We start from the raw sequence: 26,212 nt of genomic DNA on the forward strand, positions 1-26,212 counted from the left end.
CTCAACGCGCGAGGCAGGGCTTCTTGTTGTCGAACTTCCAGTTCGGAATCAGATACTGCATCGCGACGCCGTCATCGCGCGCGCCGAGACCGTGCTGCTGATACAGCGCGTGCGCCTTCTCGACTTCGTCCATATCCAGTTCGACGCCCAGACCCGGCACTTCCGGCACCTTCACCTTCCCGCCGACGATCTGCAGCGGATCGCGCGTGAGACGCTGGCCGTCCTGCCAGATCCAGTGCGTGTCGATCGCCGTGATCTTGCCCGGCGCGGCGGCGGCGACGTGCGTGAACATCGCGAGCGACACGTCGAAGTGATTGTTCGAATGCGAGCCCCACGTGAGACCCCAGTCGTTGCACATCTGCGCGACGCGCACCGAGCCCTGCATCGTCCAGAAGTGCGGATCGGCGAGCGGGATGTCGACGGATTGCAACTGGATCGCGTGGCCCATCTGACGCCAGTCCGTCGCGATCATGTTGGTCGCCGTCGGCAGGCCGGTCGCGCGGCGGAATTCGGCCATCACTTCGCGGCCCGAATAGCCGTTTTCCGCGCCGCACGGATCTTCCGCGTACGCGAGCACGTCGTGCTTGTCGCGGCACAGACGGATCGCTTCGGCGAGCGACCACGCGCCGTTCGGATCGAGCGTCACGCGCGCTTCGGGAAAGCGTTCCGCAAGCGCGGTGGCGGCTTCCATTTCCGCTTCGCCCGCCAGCACGCCGCCCTTCAGCTTGAAGTCATTGAAGCCGTAACGCGCCTTCGCCGCTTCCGCGAGACGCACGACCGCTTCGGGCGTCAGCGCAACTTCGGTGCGCAGGCGCTCCCAGTCGTCGCGGCCATCCGCGCCGGATGCGTATTGCAGGTCCGTCTTGTTGCGATCGCCGATGTAGAACAGATAGCCGAGCATTTCGACTTCATCGCGCTGCTGCCCTTCGCCGAGCAGCGCCGCGACCGGCACGCCCAGGTGCTTGCCGAGCAGATCGAGCAGCGCGGCTTCGAGCGCGGTAACGGCGTGGATCGTCGTGCGCAGATCGAAGGTCTGCAGGCCGCGGCCGCCCGCGTCGCGATCGGCGAACGCCGTGCGCACCTTGTTGAGCACCGCATGCATGTTGCCGATCGACTGGCCGACGACGAGCGAACGCGCATCGTCGATGGTCTTGCGGATGTTCTCGCCGCCCGGCACTTCGCCGACGCCCGTGTTACCGGCGCTGTCCTTCAGGATCACGATGTTGCGCGTGAAGAACGGGCCGTGCGCGCCCGAGAGGTTCATGAGCATGCTGTCGCGGCCGGCGACCGGCACGACGCGCAATTCGGTGACTTTCGGAGTGGCGTTCGGTTCGACTGCGTTCGTGGACATGAGCGTGATCCTGTGAGTTGAGCGAGTGATGCTGCCTTGTCGGCCATGTGATATGTTGTCTGATGACATTTTAAAATGACCTTCTTTCGGTGCCAAGCGTGTTTACCCTTTGTCATCTCGCGGCTCTATCCACAACACTCACGGCGATTGTCCCTGCTTCCAATCGATTCAAACCAGACTCAAACTAAGACGTCCGACAACTAACTGCCGATACACTGGCACCGAAACGACAAAGCCGGCTCGCGCCGGCTTTGTCGGTCCTGCCTGCACTGCCCTCGGAAATCAGGTCTTCAGCTGAATCCGCTTGAATGGCCCGGCGAGCAGCCCGTATGCGAGCATCGCCGCGATGCCGTGCGCGCCGACGAACCACAGCGCGCGATCGAACGAGCCGGTGCTCGCGACCACATAGCCGATGACGATCGGCGTCACGATGCCCGCCGTATTGCCGATGCCGTTGAACACGCCGCCGGACAGCCCCGTCATCTCGCGGGGCGCGACGTCCGAAAGCACGGCCCAGCCGATCGCGGCAAGCCCCTTGCCGAAGAACGCGAGCGACATGATGACGACGATCGCCGTATTGGTCGATGCAAGCGGCGCGGTCATGATCGCGGTCGCGAGCAGCATGCCGATCATGAACGGCGTCTTGCGCGCGAGCGACACCGACACGCCGCGCCGGATCAGGAAATCGGACAGCAGCCCGCCGAGAATGCCGCCGGAGAATCCGCAGATCGCGGGCAGCGCGGCGACCAGGCCCACGGTCATCACATTCATGCCGCGTTCCTTGATCAGATAGATCGGGAACCAGGTGATGAAGAAGTACGTCAGCGCCGTGATGCAGTATTGGCCGATGTAGATCGCCCACATCATGCGGCTCGTGAAGAGCGTCGAGAGTTCGCGGCGCGTGAAGCGGCGACGCGTCGTCGCGATGGTCGTATCGAGGCTCACGAGCGCGCCGTTACCCGCGATGTGGTCGAACTCGGCGCGGCTCATGCGCTTGTGCGACTTCGGATCGTCCATCACGGCGAACCACACGACCGCGACGATCAGCCCGAGCCCGCCCATGAAGAAGAACACGTGATGCCAGCCGAACGCATGCGTGAACCACGCCATCAGCGGCGTGAAGAGCACGACCGCCAGATACTGCGCCGAGTTGAACAACGCGCTCGCGGTGCCGCGCTCGTTGGTCGGGAACCACGTCGCGACGACGCGCGCGTTCGCCGGAAACGCGGGCGATTCGACGAGGCCGAGCATGAAGCGCATCACGAAGAGCGCGGCCGTCGCGGAGGCCGCCGTGCCGAAGAGCGACACCGTGCCCTGACTGAACGTGAAGATCGACCATAGCGCGATGCTCGCGCCGTAGACGCGTTTCGCGCCGTATCGGTCGAGCAGCCATCCGCCGGGAATCTGGCCGATCGCGTAGGCCCAGCCGAACGCCGAGAACACGATGCCGAGCGCCGACGCCGACAGACCCAGGTCCTTCGAAACGAAGGTTCCGGCGATGGAGAGCGTCGCGCGGTCCGCGTAGTTCAGCACCGTGACGAAGAAAATCAGCGCGAGAATGTAGTAGCGGAAATGGCCGACCTTGGCCGCGCTGGCTCCCACTGCGGACGAAGCGATATCGAGGTTCTTCACGTGTCTCCTCCCAGATGTCGTCGGGATGGTTATGGTTCGGCGATGCCGTGTGTCAGGGCGTGACGCTCGTCTCGGGCCGCTCGCCCGCGAAGCTGGACGCGAGGCTCGCGAGGACGATGTCGCCCATCGCGGTGCGCGTCTCTACGGTCGCGCTCGCGCGATGCGGCTGGAGCACGACGTTCTTCAGCGCGTACAGCGCGGCGGGCACGTTCGGTTCATCGACGAACACGTCGAGCCCCGCGCCCGCGATGCGCTTCTCTTCGAGCGCCTGCACGAGATCCGCTTCGTCGACGAGTTTGCCGCGCGCGACGTTGATCAGATAACCGTCGGGGCCGAGCGCATCGAGCACGGCGGCATCGACGATGCCTTCCGCGTCGTCCGCCGATGCCGCGAGAATCAGCGCATCGCTTTCGCGCGCGAGATCGCGCAGATCGGCGACGAAGCGATAACGCACATCGGCGATTTCGCGCAGATCGGTGTACGCGATCGGGCAGCCGAACGCCGCCGCGCGCTGCGCGATCGCGCGCCCGACACGCCCCAGCCCGACGATGCCCACCTTCATGCCGCTGAACTTGCGCGCGAGCGGCAGGCCGCTTTTGCCCCATTCGCCGTCACGCACGTACGCATCGCCGACGCACAAGCCACGGCACGCGGAAATCAGCAGTCCGATGGCGAGATCGGCGACGTCGTCGGTGAGTACGCCGGGCGTCGTCGAAACGTGGATGCCGCGCGCGCGGGCGTACGTCAGGTCGACCGCGTCGGTGCCGATGCCGTTGATCGCGACGATGCGCAGCGCGGGCAGCGCATCCATCAATGCGTTGCTGATGCCGGTCGCGCCACCCGTCACGACCCCGCCGATGCCGTGTGCGACTTCGCGCAGGAATCCGGCCTTGTCGGCGTGCTCGTAGTAGCGATGCACGGTGTAGCGCGCGCTCAGTTCGCGGTCGAGCGACGCAAGCACGGGATTGATCAGTAGCACGTCGAACATTCGAGTTCCTTGAAGATCGGCCTATCTCGGAAATCACTATATTCACGCGATCGATTGATGTCTAAGCTATATTCCGCATCGATCAATACCCAAATTGACATGATCATCGAGCTGAATCATTTGCGCTGTTTCGTGGCCGTCGCGGAGGAATTGCACTTCGGGCGCGCCGCCACGCGGCTTTTCATGACGCAGCCGCCGCTCTCTCGGCAAATCCAGTTGCTCGAACAGGCGCTCGATCTGGTTCTGTTCGAGCGCAACAGCCGCAGCGTGAAGCTGACGGCGGCGGGCCGGACGTATTACGAGGACGCGGTGCGCATCCTGCGGCTGTCGACGCAGGCGGCGGATTCGGCAAGGCGCGTGGCGCGCGGCGACGTCGGCCAGGTGACGATTGGCTTCACGGCCGTATCGGGCTATCACCTCGTGCCGAGCCTCATCGCCGCCGTGCGCGACGAGTTGCCGGGCATCAGGGTCGTGCTCAAGGAGATGGTGTCGTTGCAGCAGGTGAAGGCGCTGGAATCGCGCGAGATCGATCTCGGCGTCATGCGGGCGCAGTTCTTCATGCACGGCATCGAATATCAGCGGATCGCGCGCGAGCCATTGCAACTCGCGATTCCGGTCGGGCATCCGCTCGCGAAGCGCCGCGCCATCGCCGCGAGGGATCTCGATGGCCAGCCGTTCGTCATGTATTCGCACGATGGCGGGAAGTACTTCCACGATCGCATCGTGGGGCTATTCGCGGGGAGCGGCGTGCAGGCGGATTACGTGCAGTACATCGACCAGACGCATACGATCGTCGCGCTGGTGCGTGCGGGCGTGGGCGTCGCGATCGTGCCGGCGTCGGCGCGCGAGTTGTGCTTCGAGGAAGTCGTGTTCAGGCCGCTATGGGCGCAGGACGCGTACGCGGATATCGATCTTGCGTGGAGCGAGGAGCAGACGAATCCGGCCGTGGAGAACGTGCGGCGCTTCGCGATCGGGCATTTCGCGCGAATCGGGGAGCGCGCACTGAAGAAGCCTTGAGGCAACCCGCCGGCGCGCGGCGGGCGGGTTGAGTCTTCGAGAATTACTTCGTTTCCTGGCCGATTTCGTGATTCGCCATAATTTCGAGCGCGCGCACCATGCCGGAGTGATCCCACGCCTTGCCGCCATTCGCGGCGCACGCGTTGAACAACTGCATGCATGTCGACGTATTCGGCAGCGAGACGCCGAGCGCCTGCGCGGTCGCGAGCGCCAGATTCAAATCCTTCTGATGCAGCTCGATGCGAAAGCCCGGATTGAACGTGCGCTTGGTCATGCGCTCGCCGTGCACTTCGAGAATGCGCGACGACGCGAACCCACCCATCAGCGCGGTGCGAACCTTTTCGGCATCGACGCCTGCTTTCGACGCGAGCAGCAACGCCTCGCCGACCGCCTCGATGGTCGCCGCGACGATCACCTGATTCGCGACCTTGCACACCTGTCCCGCGCCGACTTCGCCGATCAGCGAGATGTTCTTGCCCATCATGTCGAAGAGCGGCTTGACCTTGTCGAAGGTCGCCTGCGCGCCGCCGACCATGATCGTGAGCGACGCGGCCTTCGCGCCGACTTCGCCGCCGGACACGGGCGCGTCGAGATAATCGGCGCCCTTCTCGCGCACCTTCGCGGCAAACTCGCGCGTGGCGATCGGCGAAATCGAGCTCATGTCGACGACGATCTGCCCGCTCTTCAGCTTGCTCGCGACGCCGTTCTCGCCGAACAGCACTTTCTCGACGTCCGGCGTGTCCGGCACCATGATGAAGATCACATCAGCCTTCTCGGCGACTGCGGCGGGCGTATCGCATGCCGTCGCGCCCGCGCCCGTGAGATCCGCGCTCACGCCGCTGCGCGTGAATGCCGCGAGCTGAATGCCGTTCTTGAGAAGATTGGCCGCCATGGGATTGCCCATGATGCCCAGTCCGATGAAGCCTGCCTTTTGCATGTATCGCTCCTTGATGTCGATGTTCGGTGTCGGCCGGTCGAGCGTGACGCGTCGCGCTCACTCCGGGATGAAATGTTTCTTCACGGCCTGCGCGGCGTTCCTGAGCAAGCCCAGATCCGCGCACACGGCGACGAGCGTGCAGCCCATCGCGAGATAGCGCTCGGCATCTTCCTGCACGGGCGCGAGAATGCCGCTCGGCTTGCCCGCCGCGTGCGCACGCTCGAACACGTGCGCGATGGCCGCCTGCACATCCGGATGATTCGCGTTGCCGAGATGACCATACGCGGCGGCGAGATCGGACGGGCCGACGAACAGCGCATCGACGCCTTCGACCGCGATGATCTCATCGATTGCTTCGACCGCCGCGCGGCTCTCGATCTGCACCGCGACGCTGATATTGTCGTTCGCGACCTGGAAATAGTTCGCCACGGTGCCGTAGCGATTTCCGCGATGTCCGACCGACACGCCGCGGATGCCTTGAGGAGGATAACGCGTCGCGGCGACTGCGCGCTCGGCTTGAGCGGCGTTGTCGACGAAGGGAATCAGGAAATTGACGAAGCCCGAGTCGAGCAGCTTCTTGATCGCGACGGGATCGTTCGCCTGCGGGCGCACGACAGGCGCGCTCGGGCTGTCCTTCAGCGACATCAATTGCGGGATGAGCGTGAGGGCGTCATTGGGCGCGTGCTCGGCGTCGAGCAGCATCCAGTCGAAGCCGACCACGCCGATCAGTTCGGTGGCGATCGGAGACGCGAGCGACAGCCAGCAACCGATCAGCTTCTTGCGCTCGCGCAGCGACGTTCGGAATGTATTGGGCAGCGGTTGGTACGGTGACGAAGACGGCATGATGCCTCCCTGTGACGACGGCGATCTGAATGGAAAGCGACGCGTCCGAGAGCGCTATGTCATCAGACGTCTTAACACAGAGTACCGCTGATTCGCGCCTGTATGACAGGGGCGTATACCCTAATTAGCTTGATTTTGCGTAAGTTTTGACGATGTAAGCTCGATCATACTTATACGATGTCTTATATCTTTTCGATTCTTGAAGCAGGATTTGCCGAATTGACGGATCCGTCGTCCAGCACGATGATGCGTTGTCGGACATCTATCCATCTTGGCGCATGCCGCCTTGGTCTATTCTGGCTCAAGCCGATCCGACGACGTCCGACAACAGCCAAAACTACTCTACTCCATCCGCAGCGAATCAATATGGCAAGTCTCACCGAAAAAGTTGTCGCCACCCTGTTCGAGGACATCGAGCGCGGTGTTCTCCGTCCAGGCGACAAGATCCCGACCGAAGTCGCGCTGATGAAACAACTGTCGGTGAGCCGATCGGTCGTGCGTGAGGCGGTGTCGCGCTTGCAGGCGGCGAATGTGGTCGAGACACGGCATGGCGTCGGCACGTTCATCCGGGCGCCGGAGGATCGCGAAGCAGTGCGTCTGCCGGACGCGGATCTGTCGAGCCTGCTGGACATCATGGCTGTCATCGAGTTTCGCATCGATCTGGAAGGCGCGGCGGCCGCGCTTGCGGCGGCGCGGCGCACGGACGCGCATCTCAAGCAGATCGCGGCGGCGCTGAAACGCTTCGAGGAGCAACTGGCGAGCGGGAACACGGATGTGCTGCAGCATGACGTCGAGTTTCATTTGCAGATCGCACGGGCGAGCGGCAACCGATATTTCTACGACGTGCTGAGCCAGATGGGACGCGGCGTGAGTCCGCGCACGCGCCTGGGCAAGGCAGAGCTTGCGGAACTGGATCAGATCGAGCGCTTGCGCAGCGTGCTTGGCGAGCACAAGGCGATCTATCAGGCGATCGTACGGCAAGATCCCGACGACGCGCGCGCTGCGATGCGAATGCATCTGAGCAATAGCCGCGAGCGGTTGAGGCAAGTGCATGGCGCTGCTTCTGCCTGAAGGTGCGCTGCGGTTTTGAGCAGTGCGGCCACGTCGCTTAAGTAAACAAAAGAGTTCGTATGTATACGTGGTAGTAGTTAACAAGCTTGCGGCAAAACAGTGGATAACTGCCGAAGCGCGTTTTACGTCAGATGTTTACCGAGTATACAAGTCCGGTATGACGCGTCTGGTTCTGGCTTGAGCGCAGGACAACTTTCGCATTCCGGCGATGGACGGCCAGTTGTTCAGAAACCGCCAACAGTTAACGCGGTGTGGTGCCAACAAGGTTGTCCACAGGCGGGGCACGCGTGGCAGCATCATTTTCGAGATCGACCACCGTCATTTTTGCGCCGGTTAAACAGCATGATGGTGCTTTCCCGGCAAAATCATGCCGGTTAAACACTGAGCCTTTCTCCGCAAAAATGCTTCAACCGAAAAGAAAAAAGCGCCTCCGAGAAGGCGCTTTTTTCTCCAGATACCAACCCGCGAAAACCCCGCGACGCTTATTCCACCGTCACCGACTTCGCTAGATTCCGCGGCTTGTCGACATCCGTCCCGCGCGCGCACGCCGTGTGATACGCGAGCAACTGCAACGGCACGACGTGCAGTATCGGCGACAGCGCCCCATAGTGCTCCGGCATGCGGATCACATGAATGCCGTCCTCGCTGACGATGCGCGTATCCGCATCCGCGAACACATACAGCTCGCCGCCACGCGCGCGCACTTCCTGCATGTTCGACTTCAGCTTCTCGAGCAGCGTGTCGTTCGGCGCGACGGTCACCACCGGCATCGCTTCGGTCACGAGCGCGAGCGGCCCGTGCTTCAGTTCACCCGCCGGATACGCTTCCGCGTGGATGTACGAAATTTCCTTCAGCTTCAGCGCGCCTTCGAGCGCGATCGGATAGTGCAGGCCGCGTCCGAGGAACAGCGCATTTTCCTTGCGCGCGAACTCCTCCGACCACGCGATGATCTGCGGCTCCAGCGCCAGCACGCTATTCAGCGCCGCCGGCAAGTGCCGCAGTTGCGTGAAATACGCGGCTTCCTGCTTCGCGTTCACGTGACCGCGCATCTTCGCGAGCGTCACCGCCAGCACGAACAGGCCGACGAGCTGCGTCGTGAATGCCTTCGTCGATGCCACGCCGATCTCCGTGCCCGCATGCGTCAGGAACGCGAACTCGGTCTGACGCACCATCGCGCTGGTCGCGACGTTGCACACGGCGAGCGTGTGCTTGTGGCCGAGCGACTGCGCGTGCTTCAGCGCGGCGAGCGTGTCGGCGGTTTCGCCCGATTGCGAGATCGTCACGACCAGCGCCTTCGGATTCGGCACCGACTCGCGATAGCGATACTCGCTCGCGATTTCGACCTGCGTCGGAATCTTCGCGATCGATTCGAGCCAGTACTTCGCCGTGAGACCCGAGTAGTAGCTCGTGCCGCACGCGAGGATCAGCAGGCTGTCGACGCCCGCGAACGCGTCGCGCGCGCCTTCGCCGAACAGGCTCGGGCCGAACTCGTCGGCTTGCGGGATCGTGTCGGTGATCGCGCGCGGCTGCTCGAAGATTTCCTTCTGCATGAAGTGGCGATACGGCCCGAGTTCCACCGCGCCGCCATACGCCGTCACCACGCGCACTTCGCGCTCGGCGGGTACGCCTTCGCGATCGACGATCTTCACGCCGTCGAGCCGGATCTCAACCACGTCTCCTTCTTCGAGGAACGCGAAGCGATCGGTGCTGCCGGCGAGCGCGAGCGCGTCCGATGCGAGGAAGTTCTCGCCCTCGCCCACGCCGACGACGAGCGGCGAACCCTGGCGCGCGCCGACGACCGTGTGCGGCTGATCCTTGTGCATCACGGCGATCGCATACGCGCCATGCAGTTGCTTGACGGCATCGCGCACGGTCTGGAACAGGTCGCCGCGATACATGCTGTGAATCAGATGCGCGATGACTTCGGTATCCGTCTGCGAGACGAATTCGTAGCCCTTGCCCCTGAGCATCTCGCGCAGCGACTCGTAATTCTCGATGATGCCGTTGTGCACGAGCGCCACGGTATCGCGCGAGAAGATCGGGTGCGCGTTGTCGGTGACGGGCGCGCCGTGCGTCGCCCAGCGCGTGTGGGCGATGCCGGTCATGCCGCCGAGATTCGTATCGCGCACTTGCGCGTCGAGATCGGACACACGCGCGACACTGCGCGCGCGGCGCGGCTCGCCGTGGCTCAGCACGGCCACGCCGCACGAGTCGTAGCCGCGATACTCGAGGCGGCGCAGACCTTCGACCAGCACCGAGACGATGTTACGTTGCGCTACCGCGCCGACAATTCCGCACATGGACGTTCATCCTTTGAAACTTGCATTCGAAAGCGCGGCACGAAGCGCGCCGCGCGCGTTGGGCTGAATCTCTCGACAGCCTTACGACTTCTTCTTCACCGGGCGTACATAGCCCGTCTTGCTCACCTGCGTCTTCTCGTTGAGCACCAGCTCGCCTTCGCCGACATCCTTCCACACCGTCGTGCCCGCCGCGATCGTCACGCCGCGGCCCACGCGCACCGGCGCGACCAGTTGCGTGTCCGAGCCGATGAACACGTCGTCCTCGATCACGGTGCGATGCTTGTTCGCGCCGTCGTAGTTGCAGGTGATCGTGCCCGCGCCCACGTTCACGCGCGCGCCTATATCGGTATCGCCGATATAGGCGAGATGGTTGGCCTTCGAGCCGTGCCCGAGCACCGCGTTCTTCACCTCGACGAAGTTACCGATATGCGCTTCATCGCCGAGCTTCGCACCCGGACGCAGCCGCGCGTACGGGCCGAGCACGACATTCGCGCCGGTCGTGCCGCCTTCGATATGCGTGTACGCATCGACACGCGTGCCCGCGCCGATGGTGGCGTCGCGGATCACGCAGTTCGGGCCGATCGTCACGTTGTCGGCGAGCGTCACGCGCCCTTCGAACACGCAGTTCACGTCGATCGACACGTCCGCGCCGCATTCAAGCGTGCCGCGCACGTCGATGCGCGCCGGGTCCATCAGCGTCACGCCGGCGTCGAGCAGCGCATGCGCCACGTTGTGCTGATGGATGCGCTCCAGTTCCGCGAGCTGAATCTTGCTGTTCACGCCGAGCGTTTCCCATTCGGCGTCCGGCTGCGCGGTGACGACTTCGACGCCCGCGTCGATGGCGCGCTCGACGACGTCCGTCAGATAGAACTCGCCTTGCGCGTTGTTGTTCTTCAGCGACGCGAGCCATGTTTCGAGCGTGCGCGTCGGCGTGATCACGATGCCGGTGTTGATTTCCGCGATGCGCCGCTCTTCCTCGCTCGCATCCTTCTGCTCGACGATCTTCTTCACCTTGCCCGCCGCGTCGCGCACGATGCGGCCGTAGCCGGTCGGATCGCCGACGGTCACGGTAAGCACGCCGTAACGCTCGGCGCCCGCGGCCTCGATCAGGCGTTCGAGCGTGCTCGCGCGCGTAAGCGGCACGTCGCCATACAGCACGAGCGTGGGAACCGAGGGATCGAGCAGCGGCAGCGCCTGCTGCACGGCGTGTCCCGTGCCGAGCTGCTTGTCCTGCAACGCGAATTGCACGTCCGGCGCGCCGACGGCCTCGCGGACCTTGTCCGCGCCGTGCCCGACGACGACGACGAGCCGCGTCGGCGAGAGCGTGCGCGCCGTATCGATGACGTGGGCGAGCAACGGCTTGCCCGCCAATGAATGGAGTACTTTCGGCAGGGCGGAGCGCATGCGCTTGCCCATGCCGGCAGCCAGAATCACGATGTTCATCGCTGGGAGCCTTGCTGGTATGACGAGCCGCCAATTTATCACGCGGCTCTTTGGCGCAATGCGGCGAAACCCACGCTGCGCCTTATTGGATAAAGGTTATAGATCGTCGAACTGCACGATTGAAACCGCGCCGGACGATCCTGACGGTTCGCTTGCACACGGTTCTTCGTCGAAGGCGATATCGCCTTGCGGATCGGCCTCGCCCGTCGCGCGCAGGCCGGCGAACGGAAACAGCGCGCTGTCCATCAGATGCGACGGCACCACGTTCGACAGCGCGTTGAACATATTCTCCACGCGGCCCGGGAAACGCTTGTCCCATTCGCGGATCAGCGCCTTCATTTCCGCGCGCTTCAGGTTTGGTTGGCTGCCGCACAGATTGCACGGGATGATCGGGAATTCGCGCAGTTCGGCGTACTTTTCGAGATCGGTTTCCTTCACATACGCGAGCGGACGGATCACGACGTTCTTGCCGTCGTCGGATTGCAGCTTGGGCGGCATGCCCTTCAGCTTGCCGCCGTAGAACATGTTGAGCAGCAGTGTCTGCAGGATGTCGTCGCGATGATGCCCGAGCGCGATCTTGGTCGCGCCGAGCTCGCCCGCCACGCGATACAGGATGCCGCGACGCAGGCGCGAGCACAGCGAGCATGTGGTCTTGCCTTCCGGCACCAGGCGCTTGACGATGCTGTACGTGTCCTGATTCTCGATGTGAAACGGGATATCGAGCTTGCTCAGGTAATCCGGCAGGACGTGCTCCGGAAAGCCCGGCTGCTTCTGGTCGAGATTGACGGCGACGAGTTCGAAGTCGATCGGCGCGCGCTCGCGCAGGCGCATCAGGACGTCGAGCATCGCGTAGCTGTCCTTGCCGCCCGACAGGCACACCATGACCTTGTCGCCGTGCTCGATCATGTTGAAGTCGCCGATCGCCTCGCCGACCTGCCGCACGATGCGCTTGTACAGCTTGTTGTTCTCGTACGCTTCCTTCTGCTGGCGCTTGGTCAACGCCTCGCGCGCGGGCTTCTGTGCCTCGGCGGCTTCGATCGTGTCACGCGCGTTCATGCTCGTTCCTCTTTGATGCGAAAGACTTCGACGCCCACCGCGTCGCAATCGGGGTAGACGTCGGGCTTTTCCGTCGATACGGCCACCGCGCGCACATTCGGATGCGCGAGCAGGGCCGCGGCGACGTCGTCGCACAGCGTTTCCTGCAAGTGGATATGGCCCTGCTTCACGCGCGCGGCGATGGTCGAGCGCATGAAGTCGTAATCGACGACTTCGGACAATTTGTCCGCGACGGGCGTCGACAGCGCGAGCGGCACATACAGTTCGACGTTGATCACGACGCGTTGCTCGCCGCGCTTCTCGAAGTCATGCACGCCGATGTTGATGCGAACTTCGTAGTCACGCAGAAAAAGCCGCCGGCAATCGGTCAGCCGGGGATGCGAAAGTGCGGCAAGCATATGGGTTCCAATATTCAGTAAGCGCGTTTCAGGGCTTTTGCGTGCCGATCATGTACATGACGTCGCGCGGGCTCGGCACCAGGTGCTGGCCGCCATCGACGACGAGCGTCGTGCCGTTCACGCCGTGCGCGTTCGCCAGATAGCAGGCGGCCTGCGCCACGTCCTCCACCGTCGATGCGCGATTGAGCGGCGTCACGCGATGCGCCGCCTCGAACGACGCGGGCGTCTGCCCGGCGGAAATCAGCGTCAGACCCGGCGCCAGGCCGACGACACGCAGCTTCGGCCCCAGCGCCTGCGCCAGCGCGATGGTGGCGTTGTCGAGCGCCGCCTTCGTCAGCGTGTACGACAGGTAATCCGGATTCATGTTGTACAGCTTCTGATCGAGCACGTTGATGACGACGCCGCGTTGCGCATCGTCAACGGCTGCGGCTTCAGGCGTGATCGCGTGCAGCATTCGCGCGAGCGTGAGCGGCGCTGCGACATTGACCGCCGTCATTTCGAGCAGCCTGGCGTAGCCGAAGTCGATCGCCGTATCTTCGTCGAAGCGCGACGCGCAGTTCACGACGCAATTCAGCCCGCCGAACGTTTCCACGCACGCGGGCACGAGTCGCTCGACTTCGGCCTCGACGCCGAGATCCGCCTTCAGCGCGACCGCGCGCCGCCCGAGGGCCTCGATATCCGCGACGGTTTCACGCGCTTCGAGCTCCGAGCCGCCATAGTGCACGGCCACGTCCCAGCCCTGTCGCGCGAATTCCAGTGCGACGCCGCGCCCGATGCGCTTCGCCGCGCCCGTGACGAGCACGGTCCGGGCGCGTGCGACGGAGCCGGAAGACGGCGAGTTGACGGAAGAAAACGGCGTGGTAGCGCTCATTTACAATACTGGGATGAATCCGAATGCCAGACAATCCGATAGTTTACCTGCTCCGGGCGCCGATGCGCTCGCGCAGTCCGAAGCGCTTACAGATCTGATCCGGGGACGCATCGCCGCAGCGGGCGGCTGGCTGCCGTTCGACCGCTATATGGACCTCGCGCTGTACGCGCCGGGACTCGGCTATTACGGCGGCGGCGCGATGAAATTCGGCCGCCGCGCCGAGGACGGCAGCGACTTCGTCACCGCGCCCGAGCTGTCCCCGCTTTTTGCGACGACACTCGCGCGTCCTGTCGCGCAGGCTTTGCAGCAAAGCGGCACGCGGCAGTTGATGGAATTCGGCGCGGGCACCGGCAAGCTGGCCGCCGGCCTTCTGACCGCGCTCGCCGATCTCGATGTGCCGTTCGACAGTTACGCGATCGTCGATCTGTCCGGCGAGTTGCGCGCGCGCCAGCGCGAGACCATCGAAAAGCAGGCGCCCGCGCTGGCCGCGAAGGTGAAATGGTTAGACGCGCTGCCCGACCGGTTCGAAGGCGTCGTGATCGGCAACGAAGTGCTCGATGCGATGCCCGTGCGCCTCGTGGTGCGCAAGCTCGGCGCGTGGCACGAGCGCGGCGTCGTCGTGCTGGACGACCGTTTTGCGTTCGATGACCGGCCGATCAGGCCCGACGCGCAAGTCGAATTGATCGATGCCGCCATCGACGAAGCCAACGATGAGCCCTTCGCCGAATACGTCACCGAGACGCACGAAGCGGCGATCGCGTTCACGAAGACCGTCTGCACGATGCTGACGCGTGGCGCGGCGTTTTTCGTCGACTATGGCTTTCCGCGACGCGAGTTTTATCATGCGCAGCGCGCGGCCGGTACGCTGATGTGCCACTACCGGCATCGCGCGCATGGCGATCCGTTTCTGTACCCCGGCTTGCAGGACATCACCGCGCATGTGGAATTTACGGGCATCGCGGAAGCGGGCGTCGAGACGGGGGCCGATTTGCTCGGCTTCACGTCGCAGGCGCGGTTTCTGATGAACGCCGGTATCACCGATGTGCTCAGCGATCTCGATCCAGCGGACGTCAGGCGCTTTCTGCCTGCTGCGAATGCGGTGCAGAAGCTGCTTTCAGAAGCGGAGATGGGCGAGTTGTTCAAGGCGATCGCGTTCTCGCGGAGTATTCCCGGTACGCTCGACGCATTCGCGGCGGGCGATCGTTCTCACACGCTATGAGTGCGCGATCATGATTCGCTGGCTGCTCACGACTTTTATCGCGCTTGCGATTCTGTCCGGCTCGATGCCGTGGCTGAAGAAGATCGGCATCGGCAGACTGCCGGGGGATTTCACGCTGCGGATCTTCGGGCGTGAGTATTCGTTTCCGTTTATGTCGACGTTGTTGTTGTCGGTGTTGCTTTCGTTGATTGCTCGGGCGCTTTGAGGTTTTCTAGCCCCCCAACGCCCCCTTCACCGCCGCCACCCGCGCATCGTGCACCGCATCCTTGATCTTCGCGGGCTGCTCGGCGTACTCCTGCGCGACCGCGCCAGCATCGACCGCGCGTGCCGCGACCAACGCCTCCCTCAACCGCTCTGCCTGCGGATAAGGCTGCTGCTCCAGCCCGAGCCGCCCACGCGCATCGGCGAGACAGGCCTGTAGCGCCTCGGCAAACCGCGCCGGCTTGCGCAGCGCATCCGACCGCTCGAAGAGCCTGACGAGCGCCGCCGCGCCCATCTCCATCACGCGATGAATATTGCCGTGCTCACGCGCGACCAGCACGGCCAGATCGCGGCATTCGTTCGGCACGCGCAGCCGCTCGCACAACGGCCGCAATAGATCGACGCTGCGTCCCTCATGACCGATGTGACGCGGCAAGATATCCTCCGGCGTCGTCGCCTTGCCGAGATCGTGGGTGAGCGCGGCGAAGCGCACTGGCAACGCAAACCCCTGCGATGCGGCGTAGTCCAGCACCATCATCACATGCACGCCGGTATCCACTTCCGGGTGATAGTCCGCGCGCTGCGGCACGCCCCACAAGGCATCGACTTCGGGAAGAATCCGCACCAGCGCGCCGCAGCCACGCAACACCTCGAACATGCGCGACGGCTTCTTCTCCATCAAACCACGCGACACTTCCTGCCAGACGCGCTCTGGCACGAGCGCATCGACTTCGCCCGCCGCGACCATCTTCTGCATCAGCTCGGCGGTTTCCGGCGCGATATCGAAATTCGCGAAACGCGCCGCGAAACGCGCGAGACGCAGAATGCGTACCGGATCTTCGATGAACGCATCGCCCACATGCCGGAACAGCCGGTTTTTCAGGTCGCTCTGCCCGTCGAACGGATCGATGACCGGACCGGTCAACTCGCCCGCTGGCGTGACCTCGCGCGCCATCGCGTTGATCGTGAGATCGCGCCGCGCGAGATCCTCCTCCAGCGTGACGTCCGGCGAATAGTAGAACTGGAAGCCGTGATAGCCCGCCGCCGTCTTGCGCTCGGTGCGCGCGAGCGCGTATTCCTCGTGAGTCTCGGGATGCAGAAACACCGGAAAGTCCTTCCCCACCGGCCGATACCCCTGCGCCACCATCTGCTCCGGCGTCGCGCCCACGACGACATAATCGCGATCCACCACCGGCACGCCGAGCAACTCGTCCCGGATCGCGCCGCCGACTGCGTAGATATTCATCGCGCTTCCTTGCGCGCGCCGTCGATCCACGCCGCGACCGCCGGCAGCGCCGTGATGCGCTTCGCATAATCGAGCGACGTCGCGCTCAGTTCAGGCGCGTAGGTATTGAAGCGCATGACGACCGGCGCGAACATCGCGTCCGCGATGCCGAATTCATCGCCGAACAGGAACGGTCCGCCCCACTTCGCCAGACACTCCGCCCAGATCGCCTCGATGCGCGCGATGTTCGCGAGCGCGCCCGGCGTCGCGCCCGCGCCCGGCGCGTGCGTCGTGATTTCCATCGGCATGTTCTGGCGCAGGTCCGCGAAGCCCGCGTGCATCTCCGCGCTGATGCTGCGCGCATGCGCGCGGGCGGCGGCGTCGCGCGGCCACATCGCGTGCTCGGGGTGCAGCTCGGCAATTGTCTCGACGATCGCGAGCGACTCCCACACGGCATCGCCGGAATCGGTGACGAGGCACGGCACCTTGCCCGAAGGCGAGACCGCGAGAATCTTCGATTTCGTGTCGGGCTGGCCGAGGCGAATCAGCACTTCGTCGAACGGGATGCCGAAATGTTCGAGCAGCACCCACGGCCGCATCGACCAGGAAGAATTGAACTTGTCACCGATAACGAGTTTCATGCGATCACAAAAAGAGAATTAACGATGCGCGGTTGCGCGGTAGGCATTGAAGCGCGAGCGCGACGAGTTGCCGGTGAGATACAGCGGCGCGATCGTCTCGATGCTCGCCGGCTCGTCGATGCCCAGTTCCGGCGCGAGCGGCCCGCTCGCGATGTTCGGCGTCTTCATCGAATCGAGATTGTCGCGCGAGATGAGCGGCTGGCCGGGCGCCAATTCCATGGTCATCGCCTGGAGGCGGCCGAGGCTCTCCGGCAGCTTGATGATGCGCGAATGCTTGCCGATGGTCGCGCCCGCGAAACGCACCAGCTCCGCGAGCGTGTAGACGCCGGGACCCGCGAGTTCGTAGACATGGCCGTTGGCAGCGTCGAGGTCGAGCACGTTGACCATCCCTTTCGCCACATCGCCGACGAACACGGGCTGAAACTGCGCATCGGCGCATGCGAGCGGGATGACCGGAAACATGCGCTCCAGAAACGCAAACTGGTTGAGCAGATTGTCCTCGGGACCGAACACCACGGAGCTGCGGAAGATGGTCCAGTCCAGTCCCGATTCGCGGACGATCTTCTCGCCATCGCCCTTCGAGCGCAGATACATGCTCGGACCTTGCGAATCCGCGCCGATCGCGCTCATGTGCAGCAGACGCCGCACGCCCTTCGCCTCGCACGCGGCGGCGATCTTGCGCGGCAGTTCGACATGCGCCTTCGCGAAATCCGGCCCGTAGGGATCGTCGCGCCGCCCCTGAAGAATGCCGACGAGATTGATCACCGCATCGCTCTGATCGATGAACGCGGCGAGCTGCACGGGATCATGCACGTCGGTTTCGATGACATCGATGGGCAAGAGCGTGAGATGCGCGGCGGTCGCGCGCCGGCGGGTCGCGACGCGCACGGTCTTGCCGAGATCGACGAGCGCATTGATGAGATGGCTGCCGATGAAACCCGAACCGCCGATCAGCGCTACATGTTGGTGTCGCATGGTTCACCTCTTGGGTCGCGGCCTGACGAATGCGGGTTCAGTTGGAACGGCGGCCTGAAAATGAAAACGCCCGCGCGTCCTGTCGTTCGACGCGCGGGCGTGAGGTTCGCTGCGGGAGGGTCAGGGAGCGATATAGCCCAGACGCGCCTTCAACGACTGCGGACGGCCTTCGAACAGCGCAGCGTAATACACGGTGTTCGACAGCACGTTCTTCACGTAATCGCGTGTCTCGGTGAATGGGATGGTTTCAGCAAAAACCGCGCCCTCGACCGGAGCGCGCAAGGCCTGACGCCACTGGCTCGGGCGGCCCGGACCGGCGTTGTAGCCGGCGGTGGCGAGCACGGCCGAGTTGTCGAATTGATTGTAGATCATCGACAGGTAATTCGTGCCGAGCAGGATATTGGTGTTGATATCGTTCATCTGCGCGCGCGATACCGGACCGAGGCCGATCTTCTTCGCGACGAGTTGCGCCGTGCCCGGCATCAACTGCATGAGGCCACCGGCGCCGACCTCCGAACGCGCGTTGATGATGAAGCGCGATTCCTGGCGGATCAGACCATACGCCCATTCGATGTCGAGACCGGTGTTCTGCGCGTCGCGCTCGACGATATCGCGGAACGGCGACAGATAACGCAACGAGAAATCGTGCTCGGCCTTCGTCTTGTCGGCAGTGTTGACGGTGCGGTCGAACATCTCGATGCGTTTCGCGTACTGCGCGGCGGCGATCAGTTGCCGGTCCGTCATCGTGCGCAGCGGCCAGTTCCATTCGCGGTTGCCTTCGAGACGCATGTTCAGCGCGTAAAAACGCTGCGACAGCGCGAAGCCCGGTACCGACTGCATCTGTGCGATCTCGGCATCCGACACGGTCGTGCGCGGCGGCACGGTGATCTTCTGGCCGAGTTCTTCGAGCGCGAGTTGCCCGTAGAAGTTGTACTGATCCGCGATGGTCTGGAATTCCTGATTCGCCGTGGCCGTGTCGCCAGCCTGCTTCACGGCGCGCCCGTGCCAGTAGACCCACGACGGCTGCGCGCGCAGCGCGGGCGGCATCTGCTCGATCGACCAGCGCACCATGTTCCAGTCGCCGGCGAGCAGCGCACTGCGCGTGCGCCATTCGTACGCCGGGTTCGACAATTGCGCGTTCGCCGACAGCCGATACCAGTCCGCCGCCGCCGGCATGCGCTTGAGCGCCGCCTGATAGCCGATCGTGCCCCAGCCGGTCGCGCGCTCGGTCGGCGTCAGGCTCGGCGCGACGGAACTGAACGTGGCGGCGGCCATCGCCGGATCGTTGCGGGCCATGCGCGTGACCGCGAGCAGTGTCAGCTGATGCGCCGGCGTGTTCGGCATCACGCCGCGCGCGAGATAGAGCGGCGGCTTGTTGACGGCGTCGTCGAACAGCGAGTCTTTCGGTTTTTCCTGACCGAGCGCCTCGACGATGTTCGAGCCGGTGGAAGTGTAGTTCTGCTCGTAGGCGAGACGGATCTGCTGCCAGATGTCGTCGCTCGTGAACTGGCCCGACTCCGCGAGCGCGCCGATCAGATCGACGCAGCCGTCGCCGTACCATTTCGGCTCGACGAGCAGCGCGCGCGCCGCGTCCGCGACGTTTTCGCCGCGCGACAGACGCGCTTCGAGCGCGTAGCACTTGACCTGCGTGTCGTCGTTGAGAACGAAACGGGAGTATTGCTGCTCGAAGTTCTTCCAGTCGTGACGGCTGCCGAGCACGACCAGATAGTCGTTGCGCATGCGGTCGGCGATCGCCTGGCCGTCGTAGCGCTGCAGGAACGAAAGCACCGGCGCGTCGGGCGCGTCGATGCGCGCGTGGCCTTGCGAATCGAAGAGCTGCGGCTTGATCGTGAAGTATTCGATATAGCTCGGCGCCGGGTAATCCGGAATCTGCGATGCGAGCACGGCGGCCTTGCCCGCATCGTTCGCGCGCGCGGCATCGCGCAGCTGCATGAAGATGCGGTCGTCGGAGGTGGGCGACAGGTCAGCGTCGGGACGGACGGCGGAAGCCGTGCCGCACGCGACGAGCGTCGCTGCGACAAGGGCCGCGCTGACCGCGAGATATACTCGTTTGAGGCGTTTTGACATCGTTATTTCTGGAGCGCGAATGGTCTTGAACCGAGTCCTGAGATCGGAGGAAAGCATAGCACGCAACGTTTGCGACGAACCCAAGAGCGAGCCCAAAAGCGCCTTGCGCGCGACGCTTCTCGCGACCCGCGAGGCGCAGAGCGAGCAAGCCGGCCAGGCTGCGAAGAATGACGCGCTCGCAACGCGCATTCAGGAGGTGCTCGCGCGACACGACGCGCGGTGCGTCGGCTTTTACTGGCCGGTCGCAGGCGAATTCGACGCACGCGCTGCCCTCACGCACTGGCTCGCCGCCGATGAAACTCGCGGCGCCGCGCTGCCGGTGGTCGTCAAACCTCATGCGCCGATGGTTTTCCACGCGTGGAACGCGCGCGCGCCGATGAAGGAAGGCCGTTACCGGATCCCGGTGCCCGCTGAGGAAAGGGTCGTGGTGCCGGAACTGCTGTTGATTCCGTGCGTCGGTTTCGATGCGGATCGATATCGGCTGGGTTACGGTGGCGGCTATTACGATCGCACGCTGGCCGCGTGGCCGAATGGCGCGCGTCCGGCGACGATCGGCATCGCATATGAATCGGGCAAGTGCGGCGCGCTGCCGCGCGAGGTCCACGACATGCCGCTCGACACGATCGTCACCGAATCGGCTATCTATTAGACGTATCGGGCGTCAGAGCGAGGCCGCCGCGCGCGCGGCGGTATCGTAGAGACCGGACGCATTGCGCATCAATTGCGCGGCTTCGCCGATCTGCTCGTTGGTGAGGCCGCTTTCGCGCAGCGTCTCGATGAGGCACGCCTCGCGTACGTCGCGATACTTGCCGCACAGTTCGCGCCCCGCCGGGGTCGCGGCGAAGAACACTTCCTTGCCGATTTTCTCGCTTTGCACATAGCCGCGAGCGACAAGTTTCTTCAGTGCATACGTAGCAACGTGCGTGTCCTCGATGTTCAGCACGAAGCAGATGTCGGCGAGCTTCTTCTTGCGGTCGCGATGGCTCACGTGATGCAGCAGCGACACTTCCACCGCCGTCATGTCCTTCGCGCCCGCCGCGGACATGCAGCGCACCATCCAGCGATTGAACGCGTTGCCCGCCATGATGAGGCCGTACTCGAATTCCGAGAGTTCCGCGCTGGCTTCGGAGACGAGATGCTCGGACGAAACGATCTTGGTGGGATTGCGCGCCATGGCGAGGACCGGTTTGGAGTGCGTTGGAGTGTAGCGCAACGTCATTTTTGCGAGCAACGAGACGCCTCGGCGAAAACGTGAATTGATAATTTCTTGATAATTTATTGACAATGTAACATTCTGCGACGACGCGAAGCTCATCGAATCGACGAAATTCGCATCCTGCAAGGGCAAATCAGAGGCATGACAACACCACGTATTCATCCGCTCGGCGACACCGCGCTCGTGTGCGAAGCCGCGCCGCCCGCCACGCTCGACTGCCAGCGCCGCTTCTGGGCGCTGGCGGAGCACGCGCGTCTCATGCCGCACGTCGTCGAAGTGGTGCCGGGCATGAACAACCTGACGATCGTGTTCGACCCGCTCGAAGCGGACTACGAAACGCTCGCCGCGCAACTGGAAACCGGCTGGGACGCCGCCGGGACGACCGACATGGACAGCGCGCAAATCGAGATTCCGGTGCGCTACGGCGGCGCCGACGGCCCGGATCTCGCCGCGCTCGCGAAGCACACGGGACTGTCCGTCGACGAAGTGGTGAAACGTCATACGGAAGCCGAGTACGTCGTGTTCTTTCTCGGCTTTCAACCGGGCTTCGCGTATCTCGGCGGGCTCGATCCGGCGCTCGCCATCCCGCGCCGGGCTGAGCCGCGTCTCGAAGTGCCGGCGGGATCGGTGGGAATCGGCGGGGCGCAGACGGGCATCTATCCGGCGGTGTCGCCGGGCGGCTGGCAATTGCTCGGCCGCACGGAGCTGAAGCTCTTCGATCCGGCCAGAAACCCGCCGACGCTGATGCAGCCCGGCGACCGCGTGCGCTTCACGGCGCTGGAGGTGCGCGCATGATCGACGTGATTCGCGCGGGCGTGCTCACGTCCGTGCAGGACCTTGGCCGACGCGGCTACCGGCATCTCGGCGTGAGTTCGGGCGGGGCGCTCGACGCGCTGTCGCTGGAAATCGGCAATCGCATCGTCGGGAACCGGCCGGATGCGGCGGGCATCGAGGTGACCTTCGGGCCGACGGTGCTGCGCTTCAAGCACGCGACGCGCATCGCCATTACCGGCACCGATTTCGGCGCGACGCTCGACGACAAGCCCGTTTATTCGTGGTGGAGCCTGCCGGTGCGCGCGGGCCAGGAACTGACGCTGCGCGTGGCGAAGCGCGGCATGCGCGCCTACGTGAGCATCGCGGGCGGCATCGACGTCCTGCCGATGCTCGGCTCGCGCAGCACCGATCTCGCCGCGTGCTTCGGCGGCCTCGGCGGGCGCGCGCTACGCGACGGCGACCGCTTGCCGGTGGGCGTGCCGCAGCCGCACAAGGGGATCGCGTTTTCGCCGGACGAGCCCGCGTTCGGCGTGAAGGCGCCGGCGTGGTGCAAGTTCGTGCTCGTCGACGAACCCGTGCGGCGCGGCCGTCATGCGCCGGGGCTCGCGTGGGCGGTGCCGATCCGCGTGCTGCGCGGCCCGGAATACGAGAGTTTCAGCGACGCGGCGCACGACAGCTTCTGGAACGAGGAATGGACGATCACGCCGAACAGCAACCGCATGGGTTTTCGCCTCGCGGGCACGGCGCTCGAACGCAGGGAGAAGATCGAGCTGCTATCGCACGCGGTGTTGCCCGGCACGATCCAGGTGCCGCCGAACGGCCAGCCGATCGTCCTGATGGGCGACGCCCAGACCACCGGCGGCTATCCGAAGATGGGCGCGGTGATCAAGGCGGATTTGTGGAAGCTCGCGCAAGTGAAGTTGAATGGCGGCGTGCGCTTCATCGAAACGTCGGTGGAAGAGGCGCGTCACGCGCTCGCCGACGAGCGGCAATACGTGAGCCAGGTGGAAACGGCCATCGCGATGCACGAGGAACGCATCGCGCGCGCTGGCTCCTGAATCGCAAGCCGTGCACGAGACGCGGCGCATCACACCCAACATTCAACGGAACGACTGCAAAAACATCATGGAAATCGATCTCAATGCCGATCTCGGCGAAGGCTGCGGCTCCGACGAAGCGCTGCTCGATCTCGTGAGTTCCGCGAACATCGCGTGCGGCTGGCACGCCGGCGGCGCAACCGCGATGCGCGATTGTGTGCGCTGGGCCGTCGAAAAGGGCGTGGCCATCGGCGCGCATCCGAGCTTCAACGATCCCGAGAACTTCGGCCGCAGGGAAATGGATCTGCCGCCCGAGGAAATCTATGCGGGCGTGCTGTATCAACTCGGCGCGCTGTCTGCGATCGCGCAGGCGGAGGGCGGGCGCATCGCGCACGTGAAGCCGCACGGCGCGCTCTACAACCAGGCCGCGAAGAGCACGGAAATCGCCGATGCGATCGTCTCCGCCGTCCATGATTTCGATCCGTCGCTGCTCGTGTTCGGGCTGGCGAACAGCGGGCTGGTCGAAGCGGCGCGGCGCGCGGGGCTCATCGCGATCGAGGAAGTGTTCGCGGATCGCGGTTATCGCGCGGACGGCTCGCTCGTGCCGCGCAAGGAGCCGGGCGCCTTGCTCGACGACGAAAACCTCGTGCTCGACCGCACGCTCGCGATGGTGCGCGAGCAGCGTGTGCAGGCCGTGTCCGGCGAATGGGTGCCGCTCAACGCGCAGACGATCTGTCTGCACGGCGACGGCGCGCACGCGCTGGAATTCGCGCGACGCATTCGCGGCGCGCTCGCCGATGCGGGTATCGAGGTCCGCGCCGCGCACGCCGCCGCATAGCGCGCTTTCCGTAGAAGATTCAACGCCCCGCACAGTTCGTTCAGCCGGGGCGTTTTAGCAAGCGGCCAGGAAATGTAAAAGAGCCGCATGTGGTGAAACCACGCGCCCGGTACGAGGCGTGATGTTCATATCGTTTGGAGAACTCATGGCAACCCCAGTCAATCTATGGCCGCTCATTGGCGTGGCCGTCATCATCATAGGTTTCGTGCTGCGTTTCAATCCGATGCTGATCGTCGCCGCCGCGGCGATCATCACCGGTTTCGCGGCGCATTTTCCCGTCGAGCGCATTCTGACGGCGATCGGCAGTGGGTTTCTGAAGACGCGCAACATTCCGCTCATCATCCTGCTGCCGCTCGCGGTGATCGGCCTGCTCGAACGGCATGGCCTGCGCGAGCGCGCGCAGATGTGGATTTCGAGCATCAAGGCGGCGACGGCCGGGCGTCTGTTGATCGTCTATCTGTTCGTGCGTGAAATCACGGCGGCGGTCGGCCTGACGGGTCTCGGCGGCCATCCGCAGATGGTGCGCCCGCTGCTCGCGCCGATGGCCGAAGGCGCCACCGAAGCGCGCTACGGCAAGCTCTCCGACGCGACGCGCTTCAAGCTGCGCGCGTATTCCGCTGCCACCGACAACGTCGGCCTGTTCTTCGGCGAGGACATCTTCGTCGCGTTCGGCGCGATCGTGCTGATGGTCACGTTCCTGAAGGAAGCGGGCATCGTCGTGGAGCCGATGCACGTCGCCGTGTGGGGTATTCCCACCGCGATCTGCGCATTCCTGATCCACGGCTTCCGGCTGTGGCTGCTCGACCGCAGGCTCGCGCGCGAACTCGACGCGCTCACGCGCAACGTCGCGGGAGAAAAAGCATGACGCTCACGATCAACTATCTGTTCTATCTGGTCGGCATTGTGCTCGTGGTCGTCGCGGGCATGATTCTCACGGACAAGTCGCATCCGCGGCGTCTGACCGCGGGCGGCTTCTGGCTGATCTACGCGCTGATCTTTCTCGTCGGCGACTGGATTCCGGTGACAGTGGTCGGCGTGCTCGTCGTGGCGATGGCGCTGATCGCGGGCTTTCACGGCGTCACCGGAGCGAAGCCGAAGATGCTCTCCGAGGACACGCGCCGCCAGAGCGCCGTGCGGCTCGGCAACAAGCTTTTCGTGCCCGCGCTGACGATTCCCGTCGTCACCGTGATCCTCACGCTCGGCGCGAAGTATCTCGTGTTCGGCGGCGTGCCGCTGATCGAACTGAAGAACGTGACGCTGATCGGTTTCGGCGTCGGCTGCGTGATCGCGCTTGCGATTGCGTGCGTGATGACGCGCGACACCGTCGGCCAGTCGATGCGCGAGACGCGCCGTCTGATCGACGCGCTCTCGTGGGCCGCGGTGCTGCCGCAGATGCTCGGCATGCTCGGCCTCGTGTTCTCGGATGCGGGCGTCGGCAAGGCGGTTGCGCACGTCACGACGGCTTACGTGAACATGGACTACCGGCTCGTCGCGGTGACGGTGTATGTCGTCGGCATGGCGCTCTTCACGATGGTCATGGGCAACGGCTTCGCCGCATTTCCGGTGATGACGGGCGGCGTCGGCGTGCCGATTCTCGTCGGCGTGTTCCACGGCAATCCCGCGACGATGGCCGCGATCGGCATGTTCTCCGGCTACTGCGGCACGCTGATGACGCCGATGGCCGCGAACTTCAACATCGTTCCGGCGGCGTTGCTGGAGTTGCCGGACAAGAACGCGGTGATCAAGGTGCAGGTGCCGACCGCGCTCACGCTTTTGGTCGCCAATATTTTTCTGCTCAACTGGCTGATGTTCATCTGAACGACAGCGCTTCACCTGTGCGCGCGGATCGCGGATGACGCCGCAATCCGCGCGCACCCTGGCAACGCCCTCCCCTCCCTCGCCTCTCGGCCACATTTTTTCTTCGTGGCATACATTTCTCCAACTTTGTGGACGTACGTCTGCATGCTGCAGATGATCTGCGGCAATTCGGAACGTGCCTATATCTGCTTGCAGGCAGCGTGACGGAGACTTCGGCGCCCTCACTGCTCTTGGGAAGCATCGCGTGCTTCCGGAGCTGAGCGAGGGTATCGG

The 26,212-nt window shown here is 64.3% G+C and carries 25 protein-coding genes; 10 read left to right on the plus strand and 15 right to left on the minus strand.

What is annotated here, in order from left to right; translation table 11 throughout:
- Window position 1: 1 nt before the first annotated feature.
- From gudD to BTHE68_RS12335, 3 genes are all read right to left on the minus strand, one after another.
- Complete coding sequence (gene gudD / locus BTHE68_RS12325) at window positions 2-1,351, minus strand: glucarate dehydratase (protein ID WP_162066524.1); 1,350 nt, start codon at window positions 1,349-1,351, stop codon at window positions 2-4.
- A gap of 282 nt (window positions 1,352-1,633) precedes the next feature.
- Window positions 1,634-2,983, minus strand: coding sequence for an MFS transporter (locus tag BTHE68_RS12330; protein WP_286202777.1), 1,350 nt, complete (start codon window positions 2,981-2,983; stop codon window positions 1,634-1,636).
- A gap of 52 nt (window positions 2,984-3,035) precedes the next feature.
- Window positions 3,036-3,971: a 2-hydroxyacid dehydrogenase gene (locus tag BTHE68_RS12335; protein WP_162066525.1), complete on the minus strand. Its 936-nt coding sequence runs from the start codon at window positions 3,969-3,971 to the stop codon at window positions 3,036-3,038.
- 99 nt (window positions 3,972-4,070) lie between these two features.
- Between BTHE68_RS12335 and BTHE68_RS12340 the strand changes: the two genes are divergently transcribed.
- Window positions 4,071-4,988, plus strand: a complete 918-nt coding sequence (locus BTHE68_RS12340; RefSeq protein ID WP_162066526.1) for a LysR family transcriptional regulator — start codon at window positions 4,071-4,073, stop codon at window positions 4,986-4,988.
- A gap of 43 nt (window positions 4,989-5,031) precedes the next feature.
- Here the strand turns inward: BTHE68_RS12340 and BTHE68_RS12345 are convergent, their stop codons facing one another.
- Entirely contained in the window at window positions 5,032-5,940 is a 909-nt protein-coding gene (locus BTHE68_RS12345; protein WP_286202786.1) for a 2-hydroxy-3-oxopropionate reductase, read from the minus strand.
- Window positions 5,941-5,982: 42 nt separating this feature from the next.
- Window positions 5,983-6,768 (minus strand): 2-dehydro-3-deoxyglucarate aldolase, encoded by a 786-nt coding sequence (gene garL / locus BTHE68_RS12350; RefSeq protein WP_162066528.1) that lies wholly within the window; start codon window positions 6,766-6,768, stop codon window positions 5,983-5,985.
- Window positions 6,769-7,134: 366 nt separating this feature from the next.
- Here garL and BTHE68_RS12355 point away from each other — a divergent pair, with 366 nt between their 5' ends.
- Window positions 7,135-7,839: a FadR/GntR family transcriptional regulator gene (locus BTHE68_RS12355; RefSeq protein WP_162066875.1), complete on the plus strand. Its 705-nt coding sequence runs from the start codon at window positions 7,135-7,137 to the stop codon at window positions 7,837-7,839.
- Window positions 7,840-8,321: 482 nt separating this feature from the next.
- On the opposite strand, the gene glmS is transcribed toward BTHE68_RS12355, so the two are convergent.
- From glmS to BTHE68_RS12380, 5 genes are all read right to left on the minus strand, one after another.
- Complete coding sequence (gene glmS, locus BTHE68_RS12360; RefSeq protein WP_162066529.1) at window positions 8,322-10,139, minus strand: glutamine--fructose-6-phosphate transaminase (isomerizing); 1,818 nt, start codon at window positions 10,137-10,139, stop codon at window positions 8,322-8,324.
- Between the two features lie 81 nt (window positions 10,140-10,220).
- Window positions 10,221-11,582, minus strand: a complete 1,362-nt coding sequence (glmU, locus tag BTHE68_RS12365) for a bifunctional UDP-N-acetylglucosamine diphosphorylase/glucosamine-1-phosphate N-acetyltransferase GlmU (RefSeq protein WP_162066530.1) — start codon at window positions 11,580-11,582, stop codon at window positions 10,221-10,223.
- Between the two features lie 96 nt (window positions 11,583-11,678).
- A complete protein-coding gene (ttcA, locus tag BTHE68_RS12370) occupies window positions 11,679-12,638 on the minus strand; it encodes a tRNA 2-thiocytidine(32) synthetase TtcA (protein WP_162066531.1) in 960 nt (319 codons plus the stop codon).
- Complete coding sequence (locus tag BTHE68_RS12375; RefSeq protein WP_061173962.1) at window positions 12,635-13,036, minus strand: dihydroneopterin aldolase; 402 nt, start codon at window positions 13,034-13,036, stop codon at window positions 12,635-12,637. Before BTHE68_RS12375 ends, ttcA begins: the two co-directional genes overlap by 4 nt.
- A gap of 28 nt (window positions 13,037-13,064) precedes the next feature.
- A complete protein-coding gene (locus BTHE68_RS12380) occupies window positions 13,065-13,907 on the minus strand; it encodes an SDR family oxidoreductase (protein ID WP_162066532.1) in 843 nt (280 codons plus the stop codon).
- A gap of 13 nt (window positions 13,908-13,920) precedes the next feature.
- On the opposite strand from BTHE68_RS12380, the gene BTHE68_RS12385 reads away from it, so the two are divergent.
- Together BTHE68_RS12385 and BTHE68_RS12390 are read left to right on the plus strand one after the other, a co-directional pair.
- Window positions 13,921-15,126: a class I SAM-dependent methyltransferase gene (locus BTHE68_RS12385; RefSeq protein ID WP_162066533.1), complete on the plus strand. Its 1,206-nt coding sequence runs from the start codon at window positions 13,921-13,923 to the stop codon at window positions 15,124-15,126.
- 10 nt (window positions 15,127-15,136) lie between these two features.
- The gene (locus BTHE68_RS12390; protein ID WP_061173965.1) at window positions 15,137-15,331 is read left to right on the plus strand and encodes a DUF2905 domain-containing protein; all 195 of its coding nucleotides are present in this window, start codon (window positions 15,137-15,139) and stop codon (window positions 15,329-15,331) included.
- A 6-nt stretch (window positions 15,332-15,337) separates the two neighbouring features.
- On the opposite strand, the gene BTHE68_RS12395 is transcribed toward BTHE68_RS12390, so the two are convergent.
- The 4 genes from BTHE68_RS12395 to BTHE68_RS12410 all read right to left on the minus strand — a co-directional run bounded on the left by BTHE68_RS12395 (window position 15,338) and on the right by BTHE68_RS12410 (window position 20,256).
- Window positions 15,338-16,573: a multifunctional CCA addition/repair protein gene (locus BTHE68_RS12395; protein WP_162066534.1), complete on the minus strand. Its 1,236-nt coding sequence runs from the start codon at window positions 16,571-16,573 to the stop codon at window positions 15,338-15,340.
- Entirely contained in the window at window positions 16,570-17,193 is a 624-nt protein-coding gene (locus tag BTHE68_RS12400) for a glutathione S-transferase family protein (RefSeq protein ID WP_162066535.1), read from the minus strand. Before BTHE68_RS12400 ends, BTHE68_RS12395 begins: the two co-directional genes overlap by 4 nt.
- Window positions 17,194-17,211: 18 nt before the next feature.
- Window positions 17,212-18,168: a complex I NDUFA9 subunit family protein gene (locus BTHE68_RS12405; RefSeq protein WP_162066536.1), complete on the minus strand. Its 957-nt coding sequence runs from the start codon at window positions 18,166-18,168 to the stop codon at window positions 17,212-17,214.
- 120 nt (window positions 18,169-18,288) lie between these two features.
- Window positions 18,289-20,256: a lytic transglycosylase domain-containing protein gene (locus BTHE68_RS12410; protein ID WP_162066537.1), complete on the minus strand. Its 1,968-nt coding sequence runs from the start codon at window positions 20,254-20,256 to the stop codon at window positions 18,289-18,291.
- A 19-nt stretch (window positions 20,257-20,275) separates the two neighbouring features.
- Between BTHE68_RS12410 and BTHE68_RS12415 the strand changes: the two genes are divergently transcribed.
- A complete protein-coding gene (locus tag BTHE68_RS12415) occupies window positions 20,276-20,905 on the plus strand; it encodes a 5-formyltetrahydrofolate cyclo-ligase (RefSeq protein WP_162066538.1) in 630 nt (209 codons plus the stop codon).
- A gap of 12 nt (window positions 20,906-20,917) precedes the next feature.
- Here BTHE68_RS12415 and BTHE68_RS12420 read toward each other — a convergent pair whose 3' ends face one another.
- Window positions 20,918-21,430 (minus strand): winged helix DNA-binding protein, encoded by a 513-nt coding sequence (locus BTHE68_RS12420; RefSeq protein ID WP_162066539.1) that lies wholly within the window; start codon window positions 21,428-21,430, stop codon window positions 20,918-20,920.
- A 183-nt stretch (window positions 21,431-21,613) separates the two neighbouring features.
- On the opposite strand from BTHE68_RS12420, the gene pxpB reads away from it, so the two are divergent.
- From pxpB to BTHE68_RS12445, 5 genes are all read left to right on the plus strand, one after another.
- Window positions 21,614-22,267: a 5-oxoprolinase subunit PxpB gene (gene pxpB / locus BTHE68_RS12425; RefSeq protein ID WP_162066540.1), complete on the plus strand. Its 654-nt coding sequence runs from the start codon at window positions 21,614-21,616 to the stop codon at window positions 22,265-22,267.
- Complete coding sequence (locus BTHE68_RS12430) at window positions 22,264-23,304, plus strand: 5-oxoprolinase subunit C family protein (protein WP_162066541.1); 1,041 nt, start codon at window positions 22,264-22,266, stop codon at window positions 23,302-23,304. The genes pxpB and BTHE68_RS12430 overlap by 4 nt, the downstream gene beginning before the upstream one ends.
- 67 nt (window positions 23,305-23,371) lie before the next feature.
- Window positions 23,372-24,121, plus strand: coding sequence for a 5-oxoprolinase subunit PxpA (pxpA, locus tag BTHE68_RS12435; protein ID WP_162066542.1), 750 nt, complete (start codon window positions 23,372-23,374; stop codon window positions 24,119-24,121).
- 145 nt (window positions 24,122-24,266) lie between these two features.
- On the plus strand, window positions 24,267-24,986 hold the full coding sequence (locus BTHE68_RS12440; protein ID WP_061173973.1) for a DUF969 domain-containing protein: 720 nt from the start codon (window positions 24,267-24,269) through the stop codon (window positions 24,984-24,986).
- Window positions 24,983-25,939 (plus strand): DUF979 domain-containing protein, encoded by a 957-nt coding sequence (locus BTHE68_RS12445; RefSeq protein ID WP_162066543.1) that lies wholly within the window; start codon window positions 24,983-24,985, stop codon window positions 25,937-25,939. The genes BTHE68_RS12440 and BTHE68_RS12445 overlap by 4 nt, the downstream gene beginning before the upstream one ends.
- Window positions 25,940-26,212: the final 273 nt, after the last annotated feature.

The organism is Burkholderia sp. THE68 (genome assembly GCF_009938265.1).
In the GTDB taxonomy this organism is placed as follows: Bacteria; Pseudomonadota; Gammaproteobacteria; order Burkholderiales; family Burkholderiaceae; genus Caballeronia.